Genomic DNA, 18,845 nt, shown 5'->3' on the forward strand with positions numbered 1-18,845 from the left:
ATCTGATGTCTGATGTCTGATGTCTGATGTCTGATGTCTGAAATCTACTATCTATTTACCCCACCAGCCATTCTTTAAAATCCTTCACCCGATCTCTGCTGACCGTAATTTCTTCGCTTGGCTGAAATTCCATATCAACTTTGTAATACGGTGAAGTATGAATGTTTTTTATATAATCTGAGTTGATGATAAACTGTCTGTTGACCCGGAAAAATTTTTTTTCTTCCAGAATATCTTCCAACTCATCCAGCGTAAAATCCGAAGGATAAACACGCTCCTCTGTCTGAAGATAGACAATCTTATTTTCACTGAAAAAACAGCTTATTTCCTGTGTCTGAACAATTTTCAGGTTATATCCGATCTTAACCAAAACCCTGGAAAGAGTAGATTTTTCTTTTCTGATCAGCTGTTTAATATCTTCAGAACCAGCTGTAGTATTGAATGGGATGAATGATTTAAACTTTTCCACCGCACCTGAAAGATCTTCTTCCAGAATAGGTTTCAGAAGGTAATCGATGCTGTTCAGCTTAAAAGCTTTTAAAGTATACTGGTCAAAAGCTGTCGTATAAATAATAAACCCTTTAGTTGGTACTTTTTCAAAAATATCGAAAGACAGGCCGTCTCCCAGAACGATGTCTGAAAAGATCAGCTGCGGGTGTTCATTTTCAGAAAACCAGGCAACTCCTTCTTCTACTGACTCTATTTTGGCAACCACTTCTATTTCAGGAAAATGACTCAACATTCTTTCCAGTTTTCTTGAAGCAGGTTTTTCATCTTCGATAATGACAGTCTTGATCATTGAGCTATAGTTTTTAGTTTAAATCGGGAATAAAATTAGATAAAAAATAAACAGCTTAAAAATCTATCTTCTTTTTACTTTTTCTCATTTCCTTTTCTATGATATCGTTTTCCCATTCTGCATCTAAAAGAAATAATTTCACGGCTTTTACCGTCAAAATAATACCCCAGATTACAAGAATAATAGATCCGTTGAATAAGGAGAAATTGATTGTTCCCTCTTCAAAAATATCATCGAAGAATATAATTCCCGCCACTATTCCAAACCAAAGAAGACTCTTGTAAAACTTTTTCAGTTGGCTGACTCTTTCGTATGCGCTATCGTAATTCATGATTATTATTGTTTTTTAAGGTTATTACAATGTTTTAGTGTTTTTTCTTTCCTGATCCATCAGCTCATTGATTTTTCTTTCTTCCCACTCTTTTCCGATCCCAAAAACATTCACGGCATGAGCTAAAATTCCTATTCCCCATCCCAGCATTGGCCAGTAGAACCATAAATGTCCGGGAGATGTTATAAGATTCAGGGCTGCTAAGAAAGGAATGATCAGACAGTAAGAAGTAAGGTTTCCATAGAATCCTTTCAGTTCTTTTACTCTTTTTGACGCTTTTTCATACGCTAATGTCTCTTTTGTGTATCCTTTTGTTTCCATAATTTTAATTTTTAAAGGTTAGTTTGTCTTTTTTGTTGAATCAAAGGTAGGGCAGAAATGAGCCTGCGATCAACTTTATATGACCGAGTGGTAGAATATGCTTCCTGAATGGTAAAAAGGTTGGTTTAGCAGTTATTGGAATAAAAGAAAGACAGATTTTTTCGTTTCTCACTTGCATTACAGATACAATCCTTGCGCCTTTGAGTTTAGCCAAGATGCCTATCATTCTCTTTGATCTCCCGCAGATTATGCAGATGACACAGACGATTGCGTTGGAATGATTGGTTTTTGAAAAAGGGAATCAGTAAATGAAAGGGATGAGTTTTTTGGTCTTTTTTCTGTATTCAAGGTATTCCTCTCCAAATTTTTCAACCAGAGCCTCTTCTTCAATTTTGATTCGGTAAGTGAATGCGATAAACGGTGGCAGGAAAGCCAGAATTAGTGAAACCCAATTATTAAGATACAGACCTAAACCTAAAGAAGTAAGGAGCGAAAACGCATAGGAAGGATGTCTCAGGTACTTGTAAAACCCTTCTTTTTTAATCTGGTGATCCTCTTTTATCGTTACATCAACCGTAAAATATTTACCTAAAAACCTGATGATGATCAGTCTAAAAATAATTCCGATAAGAATACAAGCTTCACCCAAATATAGAATCCAGACTCCTTTTGCAATAGGAAATTTCGTTATGTAAGATATCGATACCGAAGCCGCAATAGAGAAAGGAATCGCCATCCACAAAATATTGAGGGTAGACCTATCTTTGTCCTTGTTGTCTTCTTTACCGGATTTCAACATATTTTTGTAGAAAATCTCAGTAATAAACCAAGCTGCCATTGAAATGGAAAATAAGATTTGTAGAAAGTGCATATCTGTATTTTTAAGATTAAAAAGTCCATATACTATTGAAATTGATCATTTCGGAGCCATTTACTTTTTCTTTTTCTCCATAAGTTTCCTGATTTGCTTTTCCTCCCAGTCTCTTATAATGCCAATATGAGGTAAATAAATAGCTATCGCATGAGCCACCACCCCAATTCCCCAAAAGGTTGCCGTAAAGAAGTTTTTGAACTGGAAATAGCTTTCTCCCGGTTCCAAATGCTTCATATTATAGACTACAATCATAGCATTTACAGCTACATATGCAAATAAGTGACTGTAAAATCCTCTTAACCGATCGACCTGTCTTCTCGCCTGCTCATAGCGGATATTATTTTCATCAGAAGTTTCCATTATTTCTATTTTTTTGTTTGTCCATAATTTCCCGGATCTTCCTTTCTTTCCAGGACTCTCCTACTCCAAAAACCTGAAATGCGTGGGAAATCACACCAATTCCCCATCCTAACATGGGAAAATAAAACCACAAGTTTTTAGGAGAAATAATCAGGTTTAAAATGATCAAAAAAGGGATTATTGTGCAGTAGGAAATTAGATTGCCATAAAAGCTTTTTAATTCCTTTACCCGTTTCTTCGCTTTTTCGTAGGATCCGCTTTCATCATCGGTCTTTGCACTGATATTGTTTGGCTTACTGGATAGTATCGGAACTTTTACTTTAAAATAATCCTCCGATTTTTCAATAAAGACATTCTTCCTGGTAAGAAGAGCATAACGCTGAACAATATTCGCCAACCCGATTCCGGCACTTTCTTTCATCTGTTCTCTTGCTTGCAGGTTATTTTCAATGCAGAGCGTATCGTTATCCGAAAATATTTTAATGACCAGAGGTCTTGAAGAGGTGGCAAAATTATGTTTGATACAGTTTTCCAGTAAAAGCTGAAGCGATAATGGCACTACATATTTTCTGTACTCTTCTTTTTTAACATCAAAAATGAAATCTACACTGTCCTCAAATCTGGTTTTCAAAAGATCACAATACGTTTTTGCAAATTCGATCTCGTCTTCTACCGTTACCAGCTCTTTATCTTTCTGTTCAAGTACATAACGGTAAATCTTTGACATTGAAGCGGTAAACTTCTGTGCCTGATTGGGATTTTCATCAATCAGAGAGCTCAATACATTTAAGGAATTAAAAAGAAAATGCGGATCCAGCTGATTTTTTAGACTTTCAAACTGTGCATTGGCTGACTTGGCGATGAGCTTCTGTTCCACCACTTCTTTTCTGGACGTTTTCTTTAGTTCTTCCATGAATCCTTTTGCGTGGAGAAATGCAGAAATCAGAAGAGCGATATTGATCATGAACCAATTAGTCGTAGCATATTCTTTGGAAAAAAAAGCTTCTGTTGTAGCCACTTTCTGGATCTCGACATAGTTGATATAGTTGCAGAAATAGACCAGAATAAAATTTCCTGCAATAATAGAAACAACACTCAAAGCAGTTCTTATTCGGGTTGTTTCCGACCATGGAAATTTTTTGTTGAGAAAATCATTAATAAAAGCATTTCCGAATCCAAGAACAAAAGAATACATGGTAGAGATCAGCAATGAGATTAAAAAATTGTAGAAACTCTTCTCTTTTGTAAAAAATAAGAAGAAAAATAGCGCTGTTCCCAACGATACCCAAAATAAAATGATAAATCCTTTACGTTTCATTATCTGTTTTTCTTGGTTCAAAATTAGTCTTTAATAAAGGTATCAAAAATTATTTTTTACTGAAGGGCTTATTTTCCTTTCTGAATGGAATAAAAAAAGCCTTCCGTGTAAAGAAGGCTTGCATTTCGTTATTATTTTGTCTGCATACTCAGGAAATATTCCGCTTCGGATTTGCCCCAATTCGGATCTAAGGCTGTTTTGGGTTTATAGGCATTAAATTTTGCCAGAGCTTCCTTAAACAGCTCCATCCCTTTAGTCTTGCTTCCACCGTACTGCTCAGGTGTAAAATAGATGTCTTCTGCTTTGATAAGAGCTATTCTCGGGTTCGAAGGATCAAGTTTCTCTGCAATACCAAGTTCTTCCGTCGCTTTGGCTCCATCTGTCATGTAACGCTGGGCCGGATTGACCATCATTCTTAAAGAAGCGGCCATTTTTCTCAACAAATGGATCTCGGCATTGTCCGCTCCTGCAAGATTTTGAGCCGTTGCTAAATACTTATCCGCCTGTTCAGAAGTTTCATCCAGCTCCTGCATATTTCCGTTTCTCATCATCAGTCTTCCCTTTTGGATTTGAGAAAATGCGGCATAGTAAGGAGGAAGCCATTTTGAGCTTTCTTTGCTGCCAATTCTTTGAAAATCGTTGGCTAATGTCTGAAACTCTTCTGTAGTTTTACAGGTCTCAATTTTCGCGATCTTCTCAGCCATTATTTTTTCGTAATCTGCCTGTGCAAAAGCTGTTAAACTCATAAAAGCTAAAGCAAAACTTAATAGGTATTTTTTCATTATATCAATTTTTTTAAGTTAGTTAATTGTCTATCCGAAGTTATGTATTTTGCAACGATTGCGATATGTGTTGCTGTTATTTTTATAAATTATTGTTGATTGCATCTTGTGTTCTGTCTACTCCAAAACTGATGAAAGCGCCTATAAATACGAAGGTATTCACCGGTGGAACTACTGATGAGCTTCGGGCTCCGTCAAGAGAAAAATTGTAGCCATACACATTTTTAGATCCTAAAACATTGGAAACGCTTAATACTAGAACCGTAAAAGCTTTCGCATCTTTTTTTCCCAGGTTGGGAAGATAATTGAAGCTGATATTAAGAGCATTGTAGTCTTTCAGTTTTCCTTCATTCCTGATATAGTTGATGACATTACTGTTTTCTGTTTTGCTTGCAATATCATAATAAGGGCGGCCTTTAGAATAAGTATAGGATAAATTGACTCCCAATTTCCATTCCGGGATAAATCTTTTGGCTACGGCAGAAAGGGTGTGTGCGGACGCAAAATTTGGTTTTAAGCTTACGGGATAATTGATAAAATCTCTTTTTGAATCAAGGAAGGAGTAACTGATCCAGTAATCGATGTTTTCAAAGGTCTTTTTATCTCTCCAGAAAAGTTCCAGTCCTTTGGCATATCCGAAACCATTGTTGTTCAGTGCAGTTTGTACCTGCTGATTCTGTTCTTTGTCCGGCATGATGTTAAATGTCTTGATCAACTGGTCGTATTTTTTATAAAAAGCTTCAAAACGCAGGCTTCTCCCCTCTGAAGATCTTTGAACCTGGAAAATATAGTGTTGTGATTTCTGAAATTCAAGATCTGCGGGTCCGTTGATGTATTTGCTTTCAGGATTCTGATAAAACCATCCGTAGGCAAAGGAAGTCGTCCAGTCTTTTGCCAGGCGGTAAGCCAATGCAAAGCGTGGAGCAATATTGCTTTTTTCTAAAAATGAAGAGTTTTCAGCTCTCACTCCTATTTTTGCAGACAATGCATTGCTGAAGCCAAGATCTGTTTCTACAAAAGCGGATGAGATCAGATCTTTATAATGTTTCTGAACGTCTCCAAAGTTCAGTTTTTCGCCTGTATTATTCAGTTCAAAACCGGCTCTTAATGCGCTGATTTTATTAATTTTTCTTTCAAGAACGGCTTTAAAATTAATGTAATTCCCATCCGTTAAAAGTTTCGTCCTGTCTGACTCTATATCATTCGTTTCTGTTGAAAAGTTAAGATCGGATCTGTTGTAAGAGTAAGAAGTTCCTGCATTCAGAAGATATTTTCCGAATTTCTGTTTAAAAGACAGGTTATGATAGGTATTTTTTCCTTTCAGCCTTACGAGGGCAAAATCATATTCCGGTTCTAAGCTTTCTGTTCTCACCCCCATTTTATTAGAGTCATACATTCCGTAATATTTGAAGAATCCGCCAGATTTTGTTTTGATTCTGAAGTTAAAATCACCATTTAAGCCCTGCGGAGCATCAATAAAATCTGTATTAAAATTAAAAACCTTCTGCATAACGCTTAGAAGCGAATAGCCCAACGTTGCTCCAAAAGAATGGCTCTTATCCTCACTTAGCTTCTGAAATCCTGCACTCAAAAAGATAGGAGAAATTCCAAAATCTACGGAACTCTGGTCCGGAAGATCTACACTTTCCAGCATCAGCGCTCCTGAAAGAGCCTGACCGTATAATGCAGAATATCCGCCACTTGAAAAGACATTCCCTTTAAAGAGAGAGGTATTGAAACGGTCTCTTCCGGCAATTCCCGGAACTGAATTCGAGAAATAATTGTTGATCAGACTTCCATCCATAAAGATCTTGGATTCCGTTCCTGTTCCTCCTCTGATGAAAAGACCTTCTGTCTCGCCTACTTTCTGAACGCCCGGAAGGTAATTTAAAGCTGAAGAAATCTGTCCATCTGCGCCTGCTGTGGTGTAGATATCAATTGGGGTAAGCAATGCCGTTGCTCTTTTTTTGTCGCTGGCTTCTATAGAACCTGCAGAAACTACAACAGCATCGATCTCGCTGATCTGTTCTTTAAGTTCTGCATTGACAGAAATATCCTGATTGTCAATTACGATTGACTTCTCAACATCCTGATACTTCGGATGGGCAAATGTCAGAATATGATTTCCTTTCTCCGAGGTCTCAAAGGAAAAGTTTCCCTGTGCATCTGTGGTAGCACCATCATAAGTGTCTTTAAGCGTTACATTGATTTCATTGACTCCCTTACTTTTGAAAGTGACCTTTCCAGAGATCTTAATCTGCGAATATCCTGCAATAAAGGACAGAAAGGCAATCAATAGTAAAAGCTTTTTTGCTTGTGTTTTCATGGTGTTAATTTTCGGATCAAAAATAGCACGTAATATGCCTTTCTTTAAAATAAATTTTACTGAAAGGCATACTTTGGCTGCTGAATGGGAAATTAGTGAACCGGGATACAGAAATCCACGATCATTTTACCTTCCGGGTGCTCTTTAAAATTAGAATGATAGATCTCAAACGGAAATGCTTTCTTCATGGAATAATGATGCTCATTCATCCATAAAAATAAGGATACCCAGCACTTTTCAAAGTCATCAAGGGTAAATTCTCCGCTTCCTACAATATATTTGCCAGCATCAATGGTTTCTGAAAAGACGACTCCCTTCTGATCCTCCAGTCTTTCATCAAGAAGCATACACGCATGGATTCTTACCTTATCAGCTGCGGTCACTTTAAAGCTGTCATGGTATACGGAGATCATTTTAACATTCTCACGGGGAAATAAGTGCCTCTTTTTTGCCCATTCAATAAGAGTATTATAGGAAGGTTCCACATTGGCAATTCCTAAACTCATAACGGAAGCCAGATTCATTTCCGGCAGTTCTTTTACTTCAATTTTTAAATTCATTTTTGTCCAGTTTAAAAGGTTTTCGACATGGCGAATGTACTGGCTGAAAACCGTATCAACTTGTCCGTTCTTGCTCTGTATCTGTAAAATCTTGTGAAAAGTTTCGGGTGCAGAATTCCGGAATGCGGAGGGAGCCATTCCGTAGTGTTTTTTAAAAGTCTTACTGAAAACAGAGTGATTGGAAAATCCGAGATCGAGATAAATGTCTTTCATCGCTATATCCTTCTTTACGGCCAGATAAAAGGCACTTTTTTCTATTTTCTTTCTGATGATATAGTTCTGGAGTGTCTCTCCGGTAATGAGCTTAAAAATCCGGTGGAAATGGAAAGAAGAATACATTCCTATTTCTGCAATTTTTTCTAAAGAAAGATCGGCTTCAAGGTTGTCATCGATGTACCTGATTGTTTTTATAATTCTTTTTTTGTGTTCTTCCATTTCAAAAAATACTGATGGCTAAAGGTATTAAGATACGCAGAATTTCACTTGTCATATATTGCTGTTCCTGAAAAAAGGATTGAAATCATAAAGTGTTTCGGAAAATCTTTTATAAATTTAACGGTATAATCACTTTAAAATCATTTAAAAATGAAAGTACAAACATTAGCACTATTGGCGGGGTGTGCATTTTTAGCGGCTTCATGCTGCACGACAAAAACGTACGCGGTAAACGCTAAGAGCGGAACACAGACTGGCGGAACGGCGAAATTCACCCAGAAAGGCGAGGAAGTGGTCATGAAACTTGAGGTAACAAGTCTTACTCCGGGTATCCATGCAGTACACATCCACGAAAAAGGCGACTGTTCTGCAGCCGATGGAACTTCTACAGGAGGACACTGGAATCCAGCTAAAGACGACCACGGAAAATGGGGCGCCGATCATTTTCATATGGGAGATATAGGAAATTTAACGGCTGACGCAACCGGAAAAGCAGTCCTGACTTTCAAAACGAATAAATGGTGTCTCGGATGTACAGATGAATCTAAAAATATCATCGGAAAAGGTCTTATCATTCATGCAGCTGCAGATGACTTTCACACTCAGCCTACAGGGAATGCAGGGGGAAGAGTGGGATGTGTGGAAATTAAATAATATCCTATTGATTGTCATAAAAAAACCGCTGATTGTCATCAGCGGTTTTTTTGTTTTATGATTTAGTTCCCATATCGGAAACGATATTCATTGCTTCCTGCAGGTAAGGGTCTTTTTTCAGATTTTTGATCCACATTTCAGATTTTTTCTTGAATGCTTCGTCTTTTTTCTCCCTTTCGATTTCTCCAGGGAACATCGTGAACTTAAGACCGTTCTCAAACTTGCTTAAAGCTTTGAATTTCTCGATCTGAGCTTTTCTCTGCTTCATCAGTTCATTGAACTTGTTGACATTAAGTGTAATATTTTCTTCTTTATCCAGTTTTTCTCTCCACTGGGCAGATTCAAGAAGAAGCTGATAATTGTTGTTTTTAGCCATTCTGTCGGCACTTGCTTTTTCCAGAGCCTGAATATTGAAATAATTCAGTTTTTGGAATTTAGTTCCAGGAATTTTATCCCACGCTAAAGCATAATCATCATATCTCTCCCCTACTTCCGCGTAAGTAAAGAAGTCTTTCATTTGAATATCAGAAACAATTCCTTTTCTCTGGGTAGATTCTCCGGTAATTCTGTAGAATTTCTGAATCGTCAGTTTTAGAGATCCGAAATCATCTTCCGTGTTTAAGAATCTGTTCAAGTCTACAAAGGTCTGTACCGTTCCTTTTCCGAATGATTGCGGAGAACCGATGATCATCGCTCTTCCGTAATCCTGCATTACTCCCGCCAAGATCTCAGAAGCTGAAGCGGAAAGTTCGTTCTGCATGATCACCAATGGGCCTGTCCAGATCGGTGTTTCATTTTTATTCTTTAAGGTCTGGATCTTTCCATTGCCGTCTTTCACCTGAACATAAGGTCCTGCATCCATGAAAAGTCCCATGATATCCCCAACTTCAGTAAGAGATCCTCCCCCATTATTTCTAAGGTCCAGAACGATTCCTTCAATATTCTGCTCTTTTAATTTAATGATCTCATTTTTGATGTCATCAGAAGCATTTCTTCCTTTAGCATTCTCAAAATCAGCATTAAAACTTGGCAGGTTAATAAATCCGTATTTCTTTCCGTTTGGAGAGTTCACGACAATACTTCTTGCAAATGTATCTTCAATAGCAACTTCCTCACGGATCATGGTCACATCTTTCGTTGTTCCGTCTTTTTTCTGAACGGTAAGGGTAACTGGTGTTCCTTTTTCCCCTCTGATCAGTCTTACGGCTTCATCAGAAAGCATTCCCACAACATTTACAGCGTCATCTTTCGGCTTGGATTTCACTTTTAAGATCTTGTCCCCTTCAGAAAGCTGTTTAGACTTCCAGGCTGGCGCACCAATCGTTAAAGCCCCCAGATAAAGATTTCCTTTTTTCTCCTGGATAATCGCTCCGATACCGATCACTTTTCCAGTAAATTGTGTATCAAAATCTTCTTTATCTTTTGGAGAATAGTAATTGGTGTGTGGATCAAAAACCTCAGTATATGCATTCATATACACTGTAAACCAATCCATTTTCTTTCTTTTTTTGAATCTTGTGAAGGTATCTTTTACAAGGTCTTTCACTTCATTCGTCGCTTTTTTGATCTTCTGATCCTGGGTAAGCGGCTGATACTTGATGGTATCTTTCAACTTATATTTCTGAACAGAATCTTTCTTCTCTTTCTGAGCTTCTTCTTTGCTGTTCATAGATTCAACCTCCTGAAGAATATTATATTTAATATATTTTCTCCATTCATTATACTGCTCCTGCTTGTTGGCGGGTACTTTTTTAAGCTTCGGTTCAAGAGTCAGAGATTCTTCTTCCTGAAGATTGATTGGCTTGCTGAAAATATCCTGAGTAATCTTATCGATTTCATCTACCCTCTGATACAGTCTGTCGATGGTAAGTTTATAGAATATCAGATCTCCCTGGCTGATATAGTCGTCAAGCTTTGTTTCGTGCTTGCCGAATTCGTCCATATCCGACTGTAGGAAATATCTTTTTGCGGGATCTACCAGTTCGAAATAATGTTTATAAACGTCCTTGGAATAGGCATCATTGATGGGTTTCGGGCTGTAATGTAAATAAGAAAGTGTATTCTTTACGCTCACCATGATTGTCTGCATCTTTTCATCGTCATTCTTTGGCGAGTTGAAACAAAACATTAGACTTGTCAATGGAATTAGGAGTAAAAATTTATTCAGTTTGAAATTTTTCCACATAAACTGTCTTTATTTATTGATTTTTTTTAAATATATACTACAATTAGTAGCAGCAATTAATTCGCTGTTACAAACTATCAAATTTAATACCTTATTTACAATTATCGGATAGTTTTAAATGTTTTTTATTAAAACCGGTTCAGTGTAAGAATTGTTATTTAAAATGAACCAAACTACATAACTTATAATCAATACGTTATAGATTATTTAGATTATAATGTATACTTTTTCAATCTATTAAAAATTATAGTCCCCTAAATAAAAATTACTCCTTTTGCTATACAGGATAACAGCAGATAAGATATTCTTTAAGCCAGATTTAGAGAGAAGTTTTTTATGATCGGTTCATCATTCTTTTTCTGCTCAAACCGAAACTTATATTTCCTGAATTGCGTTTATCTTCAAAACTTTTTAGCTAAATTTGAAGTGTGGGAACTTTTTATTTCTGTCTAAAATGACGAAGAAAAGCCCTTTATACGAGCAATTTATGCTAAAATTAAACTGATTTTATGGAAAGACCGCTTATTCTGGTTACTAATGATGATGGAATTACCGCACCTGGTATCAGAAACCTAATACAATTTATGAACGAAATTGGAGATGTTATTGTCGTTGCACCAAACTCTCCCCAAAGTGGAAAAGGCCACGCTATTACAATCAATTCTACCTTAAGCTATGAAGAAGTAAAACTTGACGGACCACAGACCGATTTTTCATGTAGCGGAACCCCTGTAGACTGTGTAAAAATGGCTCTTGACAAAATCTTGACGAGAAGACCGGATATCGTAGTTTCAGGGATCAACCATGGCGCCAATTCTTCCATCAATGTGATCTACTCTGGAACGATGTCGGCAGCTGTAGAAGCTGGTGTAGAAGGAATTCCGGCTATCGGATTTTCACTAATGGATTTTAGCTGGGAGGCTGATTTTTCACAAGCCAAAGATTATATCCAGAATATTGTCAGAAGAACGCTTGAAAATCCAATGCCTAAAGGTATTGTACTGAACGTTAATATCCCAAAACTCACTGCAGGAGAAATCAAAGGTGTAAAAGTCTGCAAGCAGGCGAATGCCAAATGGGAAGAAAGCTTTGACGAAAGGGTGAATCCTCACGGAAAGAAATATTACTGGCTAACAGGATATTTCAATAATATGGATGAGTCTGAAGATGCCGACGAAACCGCATTGGCCAACGGATATATTTCAATCGTTCCTGTAAAGTTCGATCTTACAGCCTATGAATATATGAAAACCCTTGAGGAAGTAATGAATTTTGACTGATGTACGAGAAGCTAGACAATCCTGTTTATCATTCACTTAATGAATATCATGAAAAGTTCTGCTTCAATTTTGGGAACACGAAATTCTATAACCCTGAAGTAGCCTCTTTTGGCGGAGCAGCAGAGCTTTCAAGAGAAAAAGACATCACAGAATATGCAAAGATCTGTGATGATTTTCTGATTTTCGGGGCTCAGCCAGATGTGGGAAATCTAAAAACAGAACTGTCCAGACTTATCTGTGATCAATATGTTTTGGAGAATCCCATTCAGATGGATTTCACTGAAGATATTGTGGAACTGAAAGAAGAAAATCATGAGGAGCTCATGGCATTTATCATGAAGTTTTACCCTTATTATTTCAAAGCCAGAACTCCCGAATTAGGACGTTATTTTGGCATATTTAAAGACCATAAGCTTGTTGCAGTTACCGGCGAAAGAATGCAGATGAATGACATGACAGAGGTAAGCGCTGTGATTACAGATACGGATCATCTGGGAAAAGGTTTAGCCAAACAACTGGTTGCTTTTGTTTCCGGAAAGATCTTTGAAGACGGAAAAACGCCTTTTCTGCATGTGGCGGAAAGTAATACAGGAGCCAAAAAACTGTATGAAAAACTAGGCTTTATGCATCGGGGAACTATAAATTTATGGGGTGTGAAAAGATAATTTTCCACCCTTTATTTTTCCCATAGATTTCAAGAATTACACAAATTCACACCAGTCCTTTCCTTTTAAAAATCAATGCGTTCACGCCAAGTCATTCTGCTGACTTCAGGACCTTCCCCCTTCCGGCTTCGAGCTTTCTCACTTTATCAAAACCAGGTTAAAAAATCTATAAAACCCTTTCTTTTCCATTTTCCCTTGAAAGTTTTCCCTACATTTATTATTATTAATTTTTTCCAGATTATGAGAATAGAAAATGATATAAAGCTTGGATTCAAGGATGTAATGTTCCGTCCCAAACGTTCTACATTAAAATCCCGCTCAGAAGTGGATCTCGAAAGAGAATTCACCTTCAAGCATACGAAAAAGAAATGGAGCGGAGTTCCTCTGATCGCAGCTAATATGGATACGGTGGGAACTTTTGAAATGGCTGTAGAACTAGCCAAAGATAAGATCATTACAGCTGTTCACAAACATTATACTCCTGAGGAATGGAGCCAGTTTCTGGACAGCCAGCCTGAAAGCATCCATCAATATATTGCGTTGAGTACCGGTACAGGAAAAGCAGATGAAGAAAAACTTAGAGTGATCCTCGAAAAACACCCAAAAATTGAGTTTCTCTGCATCGATGTAGCCAACGGATATTCTGAGCATTTCGTTGGATTTGTGAAGAAAGCAAGGGCTAATTTTCCGGATAAGATCATTATGGCCGGAAACGTAGTAACCGGAGAAATGGTAGAAGAACTTCTTCTGGTAGGTGCTGATATCATCAAAGTAGGTATCGGGCCTGGTTCGGTATGTACAACGAGAGTAAAAACAGGGGTCGGATATCCGCAGCTTTCAGCTATTATTGAGTGTTCTGATGCGGCACACGGCCTTGGAGGGCATATTATTGCAGACGGAGGCTGTAAAGTTCCGGGAGATGTGGCTAAAGCTTTTGGTGGAGGCGCAGATTTTGTCATGCTGGGTGGAATGTTTGCCGGTCACGATGAAAGTGGCGGTGAGATCATTGAAGAGAATGGTAAAAAATTCCGTCTTTTTTATGGAATGAGTTCCAAAACAGCCATGGATAAACATTCCGGAGGTGTTGCCGAATACCGCGCTTCGGAAGGGAAAACTGTGAAAGCAGTGTATAAAGGTCCTGTTTCAGAAACCGTAAAAGATATTTTGGGAGGGGTACGCTCTACGTGTACCTATGTAGGGGCTTCGAAGCTTAAAGAACTGTCTAAGAGAACCACTTTTATCAGGGTTCAGGAGCAGGAAAACCAGGTTTTTAAAGATTAACAGATTTTCCAATCTGTCAAATTATAAAATAGGCTGTACAAGTGATGTACAGCCTATTTTGATTTATTATTAAGTCAGCATTCCGCCGTCTACGTTCAGCGTCTGTCCTGTGATGTAAGAAGCCATTTCGCTTCCTAAGAATACACATGCATTGGCAACGTTTTCAGTTTGTCCCAGTCTCTTCAACGGAATCTGGTCTCTCCATCCCTGAATCGTTTTTTCATCAAGTACCGATGTCATTTCCGTTTCAATAAATCCGGGAGCAACAGCGTTACATCTGATGTTTCTTGATCCTAATTCCAGGGCGATAGATTTTGTGAATCCAATCACTCCTGCTTTAGAAGCTGCATAATTGGACTGTCCGGCGTTTCCGCTGATTCCAACTACTGAAGTCATATTGATAATAGATCCTGATTTAGCTTTCATCATCGGTTTGATCACCGCTTTTGTAAGGTTAAATACCGAATCCAAATTGATTCTCATTACTTTATCCCAGTCTTCTTTAGACATTCTCAACAAAAGGTTATCTTTTGTGATCCCTGCATTGTTGATCAAAATATCGATCTTTCCAAACTCCTCCATCACATCATCGATTAACTTTTGAGCTGCATCATAATCTGATGCGTCAGACTGATATCCTTTGATCTTGGTTACAGAACTTAAAGCTGCTTCTAATTCTTGAGCTTTTTCTACAGAGCCGGCATAGGTAAATGCTACCTGTGCACCCTGTTCAGCGTACATTTCAGCAATTTTCTTTCCGATTCCTCTTGTAGCTCCGGTTATTAGTGCTACCTTTCCTTCTAATAGTTTCATCATATCTCTTGATAATTATATTCTTAGTAAATACTTCCGTCTTTGAAAAAACGGCAATTTAGCACATTTAATTTTATAGAAATTAAACAGTCCGCAAAGATATTATAAATTGTTATTCAATGCATTCCAAATCATCAAATTAGTGAAATTTTTTGTCTGTTTTTTATCATATTTAAAGACGACTGCCACTATTTTTAAATCTTGTAAAATAAAGAATATAGGTTTTTTTATCTTTATCCAGCTTCAAAACTTCCTTCTGCCAATAATATTTATCATAAATAATATCCTTCAAAGGCTCATTCTGAAAATTCACCACTCCATATTTATCCTGCTTTTTTACGACAAATTCATTTTCTGAGTTTTCAAATGCAATGATATCGTCATAGATAAAAGGAACAATCTCCTTCCCTTTCTCGTCCATTATTCCGTATAAATTGCTTGTGTTTTTGCAGACCAAAGGTTTTGAGTACAGATTGAAAATATTAAAGAAATCCGGCTCCTGTTCTTTGATCGAAACAATGTCTTTCAGAACAGAAACAGATTGGTGCAGCACGGAAAACTGATAGTAGCTGTCCTGTTTTTTAATGATGAGATGATCAGGATAAAAGGCAATAACCTGTGTATTTTCGTCCAGAATATTCTTTAAATCTTTGTTCAGGAATTGCTCTTCTTTTCCTTTTTTAAGATAAATAAAGTCTTTCCCCGAAATATTGAAGTTCTGGATAAAGTCATATTCCTGTGGAATAATGATATCTCCATGAAGGTTCACAACTCCGGTTTTCTTTTTATCACTGTACACTGTGAAAAGATCATTAAATAATGGCGTTAAATACTTGAAATTATTTGGATAAAGCTTCCTGTCTTTCTTGTTAAAAACGCTCGCCTTTCCCTTTTTTCGGAGATAAACATATTGCTTTGTTCCAAAATATTCAGGGGCCGCATCATCAAAAATCTCTTCGACAAGGATATTGTCTTCAGCATCAACCAAGCCATATTTTCCTGTCGTTCTGTTTCTGGTAATCAGATAGGGATAAGAAGTTATACTATAGATCTGTGTTGAAAACTGGTGCAGCGTTTGTCCGTCTTTTCCAATGATCTCGCTGTGATTATCTTCATTGATGACCAAAGCTTTACCATTTTCGAAGTGATAATCCTCTTTAAATGCACGATCACTGATTGGTTTTCCGTCAAGATCATATAAAAACCACTTTTTATCTTTCATGATAAAGAAGCGGTCTTCCCCGGCAAACTGAATCCTGTCTGAATAAGGGATGATTTGCTTTCCGTTATAATCATAAACGGCGTCTTTCCCTTCTTTTGAAGAAATGATCCGCTTGTCGCTGAACCAGGGTGTATTAAAACTCTGGTTATCGAGAGGAAACAGCTGGTTTCCTTTTTCGTCAATAACGGCAGATCTGGTCTTATAACTGGATTCCTCAGTAAGGATAAATCTGTTTTTAAAGATATGTGAAATGCTGTACGGCGACTCAAAAGTTATATTTCCCAATGAATCTACAATACTTCTGGTCTTTGTTTTTGCATCATAGACGGTTCCATATCCTCCTGAATAGGAATTCACTTCTTTTCCGGTCTTTTTTGATAAAAGAATTTTTGTATACTGATTGGTCTGGGCCATACACACTGACGAACACAGTGCGAAAACTAAGTTTTTCAATGAATTTAGATAGAATTATTGACAATAAGAACGATCTCTCCTTTTAAAGTTTTGCTTTTTGAAAATTCAATTAATTCATTGATTGTTCCGCGTTTGGTTTCTTCAAACTTTTTAGAAATTTCCCTGCTCAAACTGGCTTTTGTTTCTTCTCCGAAGAATTCTTTGATCTGCTCCAGGGTTGTATTGATCTTATGTGGGCTTTCGTATAAAACAATGGTTTTTTTCTCTTCAGCCAGTTGCTTAAGCTTGGTTTGTCTTCCTTTTTTCTGTGGCAGAAATCCTGCAAACAGAAATTCATTATTCGGAAGTCCGGAAACCACAAGGGCCGGAATCAGGGCTGTAGCTCCGGGAAGACATATCATTTCGATATCATTCTCTGAGCCTGCTCTCGCCAACAGATAGCCAGGATCTGATATTCCGGGGGTTCCTGCATCGGTAATGATAGCAATGTTCTGCCCGCTTTTAAGATCACCAATTACCTTTTCGGTGGCCTGATGTTCGTTATGAAGGTGATAGGATTTTAAAGGTTTGGAAATCTCGTAATGCTTTAAAAGTATTCCTGATGTCCTTGTGTCTTCACATAAAATATAATCAACTTCTTTAAGGACTTTTATAGCCCTGAAGGTCATATCTTCCAGGTTCCCAACGGGTGTGGGAACAAAATATAAGATTCCGCTCAAAATTATAAGAATTTATTTTCTACCAATATCCAGAGTCTCTGGGCATATTCATCTACTTTACTCCACTTTCTCTCGTAATAAAGATCGCTAAGATACTCTTTTGCTTCTTCCAGATTCCTGAATCCGTTAAGATGGGACACCGTTTCGTTCAGATCCAACTGACTTCCGTTGAAGAGCATTTTTGAAAAAGCAATTCTGTCATTCAGATCCAGTCTGAATTCAGGTTTTGCCTTATCTGCCTCCATAAAGTTGGTAGGAATGTTTGTTTTCAGGATGCCTCCCTGATCTTCTTTTGTTTCAGATACGGGTTTCTGCTTGGGTATCTCTCTTTCCAGAGGATCGTCATCAAAAAGAGTCTGTACAGCCTTCAATCCTTTGATATTGGCCAGTTTTATTTTTTTCTCCTGCTGATAAGCATCGAGATCTTCGAAGCTTTCATCAGAAGCAGGTTTTTCTGTTTCGTGAAAAGGTTTGTCTATGTCGACAATTTTTCTTCTGTCATATACTTCCGCAAGAATGGTTTCATCCTTTTCTTCTAAAGGAAAATCATTTTTTATTTCGCTCAGAATACTTTCTACATTGGAAGTTTCTGTAAGCATTTCTCCCTGTTCCATCATGACATGGGATGTAGCAAACTGCTCTTCATTTTCCTCGATCAGTATTTCGTCTTCCAACATTTCAGTATCAAAAATACTTGGAATTCTTTCTGTCGGTTCTTTGGATTTATCTGATAGCGTATGATGATCTGATTCTTCTTTTTCAGGATCACTTAAAATAATTGTTTCATGTGAAACCTCGTCTTCATCTTCATCAATTTCATTAAGCTGATTATTAAAAACTACTTCTTCTTCCGTAGTTTCAGTGGTGAATAAATCTTCATTCAGACCTTCATCATTATCCGGTTCAGCATCAGCAAGAATTCTTTCTTCATCTACGAAACTCAATACTTTTTCGTCGGTATTGAATGGTTCATTTTCTTCTATTTCGTTCAGCTGGCTATTAAAAACATCTTCCTCTTCTGCAACTGTATTGTGAGAATCTTTATCCTGAACGCCTTCCGTTGAGTCCTTTCCTTCATTTTCTTCTGCAAAACTGACCATATTCTCGTGGAATTCATTTTCTACGATCTCATCGAGCTGATGGTTAAATTTTTCCTCTTCATCATTTGATGAATTAGTATAATTTTCACCTTCGTTTTCATCAATTTCATTAAACTCATTGTTGAAGATCGCTTCTTCTTCCGTCACATCATGATTAGATTCATGACCTTCGTCTAAATTCAATGAAACATACTGACTCTGGGCGTTTTGCTGCGAATGATCTGTAATAAAATACTCGATATTTTTTTCCAGCAGCCGTAAAAAAGAAATCCTGTTCGCAAGCTCATCTACAAGATCCTGCTTGGAAAGTAATTCGTCTACATTGTTTATTTTATCCAGGATATCAATGATATTCTTGGATTCAAAAAAAATTTTTTCCTTTAAATCTTGGATGTTTTGCATAATA

At 37.3% G+C, this 18,845-nt stretch carries 18 protein-coding genes; 4 read left to right on the forward strand and 14 right to left on the reverse strand.

The window, feature by feature from the left end; genetic code table 11:
• Nucleotides 1–55: 55 nt before the first annotated feature.
• From NZD88_RS14245 to NZD88_RS14285, 9 genes are all read right to left on the reverse strand, one after another.
• The gene (locus NZD88_RS14245; protein ID WP_259830024.1) at nt 56–799 is read right to left on the reverse strand and encodes a LytR/AlgR family response regulator transcription factor; all 744 of its coding nucleotides are present in this window, start codon (nt 797–799) and stop codon (nt 56–58) included.
• 55 nt (nt 800–854) lie between these two features.
• Nucleotides 855–1,130, reverse strand: coding sequence for a 2TM domain-containing protein (locus tag NZD88_RS14250; protein WP_169233477.1), 276 nt, complete (start codon nt 1,128–1,130; stop codon nt 855–857).
• 24 nt (nt 1,131–1,154) lie between these two features.
• On the reverse strand, nt 1,155–1,451 hold the full coding sequence (locus NZD88_RS14255) for a 2TM domain-containing protein (protein ID WP_259830025.1): 297 nt from the start codon (nt 1,449–1,451) through the stop codon (nt 1,155–1,157).
• A gap of 301 nt (nt 1,452–1,752) precedes the next feature.
• The gene (locus NZD88_RS14260; protein WP_259830026.1) at nt 1,753–2,322 is read right to left on the reverse strand and encodes a methyltransferase family protein; all 570 of its coding nucleotides are present in this window, start codon (nt 2,320–2,322) and stop codon (nt 1,753–1,755) included.
• A gap of 60 nt (nt 2,323–2,382) precedes the next feature.
• Complete coding sequence (locus NZD88_RS14265; protein WP_259830027.1) at nt 2,383–2,685, reverse strand: 2TM domain-containing protein; 303 nt, start codon at nt 2,683–2,685, stop codon at nt 2,383–2,385.
• Entirely contained in the window at nt 2,672–4,003 is a 1,332-nt protein-coding gene (locus NZD88_RS14270) for a histidine kinase (RefSeq protein WP_259830028.1), read from the reverse strand. The genes NZD88_RS14265 and NZD88_RS14270 overlap by 14 nt, the downstream gene beginning before the upstream one ends.
• A 131-nt stretch (nt 4,004–4,134) precedes the next feature.
• Complete coding sequence (locus NZD88_RS14275; protein WP_259830029.1) at nt 4,135–4,785, reverse strand: hypothetical protein; 651 nt, start codon at nt 4,783–4,785, stop codon at nt 4,135–4,137.
• 82 nt (nt 4,786–4,867) lie between these two features.
• Nucleotides 4,868–7,111, reverse strand: coding sequence for a TonB-dependent receptor (locus tag NZD88_RS14280; protein WP_259830030.1), 2,244 nt, complete (start codon nt 7,109–7,111; stop codon nt 4,868–4,870).
• 92 nt (nt 7,112–7,203) lie between these two features.
• Nucleotides 7,204–8,106: an AraC family transcriptional regulator gene (locus tag NZD88_RS14285; RefSeq protein WP_259830031.1), complete on the reverse strand. Its 903-nt coding sequence runs from the start codon at nt 8,104–8,106 to the stop codon at nt 7,204–7,206.
• Nucleotides 8,107–8,256: 150 nt separating this feature from the next.
• Here NZD88_RS14285 and NZD88_RS14290 point away from each other — a divergent pair, with 150 nt between their 5' ends.
• The gene (locus NZD88_RS14290) at nt 8,257–8,760 is read left to right on the forward strand and encodes a superoxide dismutase family protein (protein ID WP_259830033.1); all 504 of its coding nucleotides are present in this window, start codon (nt 8,257–8,259) and stop codon (nt 8,758–8,760) included.
• Between the two features lie 55 nt (nt 8,761–8,815).
• Here the strand turns inward: NZD88_RS14290 and NZD88_RS14295 are convergent, their stop codons facing one another.
• Nucleotides 8,816–10,945, reverse strand: coding sequence for a carboxy terminal-processing peptidase (locus NZD88_RS14295; protein ID WP_259830035.1), 2,130 nt, complete (start codon nt 10,943–10,945; stop codon nt 8,816–8,818).
• Between the two features lie 509 nt (nt 10,946–11,454).
• On the opposite strand from NZD88_RS14295, the gene surE reads away from it, so the two are divergent.
• The 3 genes from surE (at nt 11,455) to NZD88_RS14310 (ending at nt 14,171) form a co-directional block, all read left to right on the forward strand.
• The gene (surE, locus tag NZD88_RS14300) at nt 11,455–12,225 is read left to right on the forward strand and encodes a 5'/3'-nucleotidase SurE (protein ID WP_259830036.1); all 771 of its coding nucleotides are present in this window, start codon (nt 11,455–11,457) and stop codon (nt 12,223–12,225) included.
• A complete protein-coding gene (locus NZD88_RS14305; RefSeq protein ID WP_259830037.1) occupies nt 12,225–12,890 on the forward strand; it encodes a GNAT family N-acetyltransferase in 666 nt (221 codons plus the stop codon). The genes surE and NZD88_RS14305 overlap by 1 nt, the downstream gene beginning before the upstream one ends.
• A 240-nt stretch (nt 12,891–13,130) precedes the next feature.
• The gene (locus NZD88_RS14310; RefSeq protein WP_169233465.1) at nt 13,131–14,171 is read left to right on the forward strand and encodes a GMP reductase; all 1,041 of its coding nucleotides are present in this window, start codon (nt 13,131–13,133) and stop codon (nt 14,169–14,171) included.
• 69 nt (nt 14,172–14,240) lie between these two features.
• Here the strand turns inward: NZD88_RS14310 and fabG are convergent, their stop codons facing one another.
• From fabG to NZD88_RS14330, 4 genes are all read right to left on the reverse strand, one after another.
• Nucleotides 14,241–14,984 carry a 3-oxoacyl-[acyl-carrier-protein] reductase gene (fabG, locus tag NZD88_RS14315; RefSeq protein WP_169233523.1) on the reverse strand — a complete coding sequence of 248 codons (744 nt, stop codon included), beginning with the start codon at nt 14,982–14,984 and terminating at the stop codon, nt 14,241–14,243.
• Between the two features lie 172 nt (nt 14,985–15,156).
• On the reverse strand, nt 15,157–16,659 hold the full coding sequence (locus NZD88_RS14320) for a WG repeat-containing protein (protein ID WP_259830038.1): 1,503 nt from the start codon (nt 16,657–16,659) through the stop codon (nt 15,157–15,159).
• Between the two features lie 5 nt (nt 16,660–16,664).
• Nucleotides 16,665–17,339: a 16S rRNA (cytidine(1402)-2'-O)-methyltransferase gene (rsmI, locus tag NZD88_RS14325; protein WP_259830039.1), complete on the reverse strand. Its 675-nt coding sequence runs from the start codon at nt 17,337–17,339 to the stop codon at nt 16,665–16,667.
• Nucleotides 17,340–17,341: 2 nt separating this feature from the next.
• The gene (locus tag NZD88_RS14330) at nt 17,342–18,841 is read right to left on the reverse strand and encodes a hypothetical protein (RefSeq protein ID WP_259830040.1); all 1,500 of its coding nucleotides are present in this window, start codon (nt 18,839–18,841) and stop codon (nt 17,342–17,344) included.
• Between the last annotated feature and the right edge of the window lie 4 nt (nt 18,842–18,845).

Source organism: Chryseobacterium pyrolae, assembly GCF_025153485.1.
Taxonomy (GTDB): domain Bacteria; phylum Bacteroidota; class Bacteroidia; order Flavobacteriales; family Weeksellaceae; genus Chryseobacterium; species Chryseobacterium antibioticum.

Coding starts and splice junctions, on each gene's coding strand:
- NZD88_RS14260 (WP_259830026.1), bottom strand. CDS start 2,322: ATGCACTTTCTACAAATCTTATTTTCCATTTCAATGGCAGCTTGGTTT.
- NZD88_RS14275 (WP_259830029.1), bottom strand. CDS start 4,785: ATGAAAAAATACCTATTAAGTTTTGCTTTAGCTTTTATGAGTTTAACA.
- NZD88_RS14265 (WP_259830027.1), bottom strand. CDS start 2,685: ATGGAAACTTCTGATGAAAATAATATCCGCTATGAGCAGGCGAGAAGA.
- NZD88_RS14285 (WP_259830031.1), bottom strand. CDS start 8,106: ATGGAAGAACACAAAAAAAGAATTATAAAAACAATCAGGTACATCGAT.
- surE (WP_259830036.1), top strand. CDS start 11,455: ATGGAAAGACCGCTTATTCTGGTTACTAATGATGATGGAATTACCGCA.
- NZD88_RS14330 (WP_259830040.1), bottom strand. CDS start 18,841: ATGCAAAACATCCAAGATTTAAAGGAAAAAATTTTTTTTGAATCCAAG.
- NZD88_RS14270 (WP_259830028.1), bottom strand. CDS start 4,003: ATGAAACGTAAAGGATTTATCATTTTATTTTGGGTATCGTTGGGAACA.
- NZD88_RS14310 (WP_169233465.1), top strand. CDS start 13,131: ATGAGAATAGAAAATGATATAAAGCTTGGATTCAAGGATGTAATGTTC.
- NZD88_RS14290 (WP_259830033.1), top strand. CDS start 8,257: ATGAAAGTACAAACATTAGCACTATTGGCGGGGTGTGCATTTTTAGCG.
- NZD88_RS14305 (WP_259830037.1), top strand. CDS start 12,225: ATGTACGAGAAGCTAGACAATCCTGTTTATCATTCACTTAATGAATAT.
- NZD88_RS14245 (WP_259830024.1), bottom strand. CDS start 799: ATGATCAAGACTGTCATTATCGAAGATGAAAAACCTGCTTCAAGAAAA.
- NZD88_RS14280 (WP_259830030.1), bottom strand. CDS start 7,111: ATGAAAACACAAGCAAAAAAGCTTTTACTATTGATTGCCTTTCTGTCC.
- NZD88_RS14250 (WP_169233477.1), bottom strand. CDS start 1,130: ATGAATTACGATAGCGCATACGAAAGAGTCAGCCAACTGAAAAAGTTT.
- NZD88_RS14255 (WP_259830025.1), bottom strand. CDS start 1,451: ATGGAAACAAAAGGATACACAAAAGAGACATTAGCGTATGAAAAAGCG.
- fabG (WP_169233523.1), bottom strand. CDS start 14,984: ATGAAACTATTAGAAGGAAAGGTAGCACTAATAACCGGAGCTACAAGA.
- NZD88_RS14295 (WP_259830035.1), bottom strand. CDS start 10,945: ATGTGGAAAAATTTCAAACTGAATAAATTTTTACTCCTAATTCCATTG.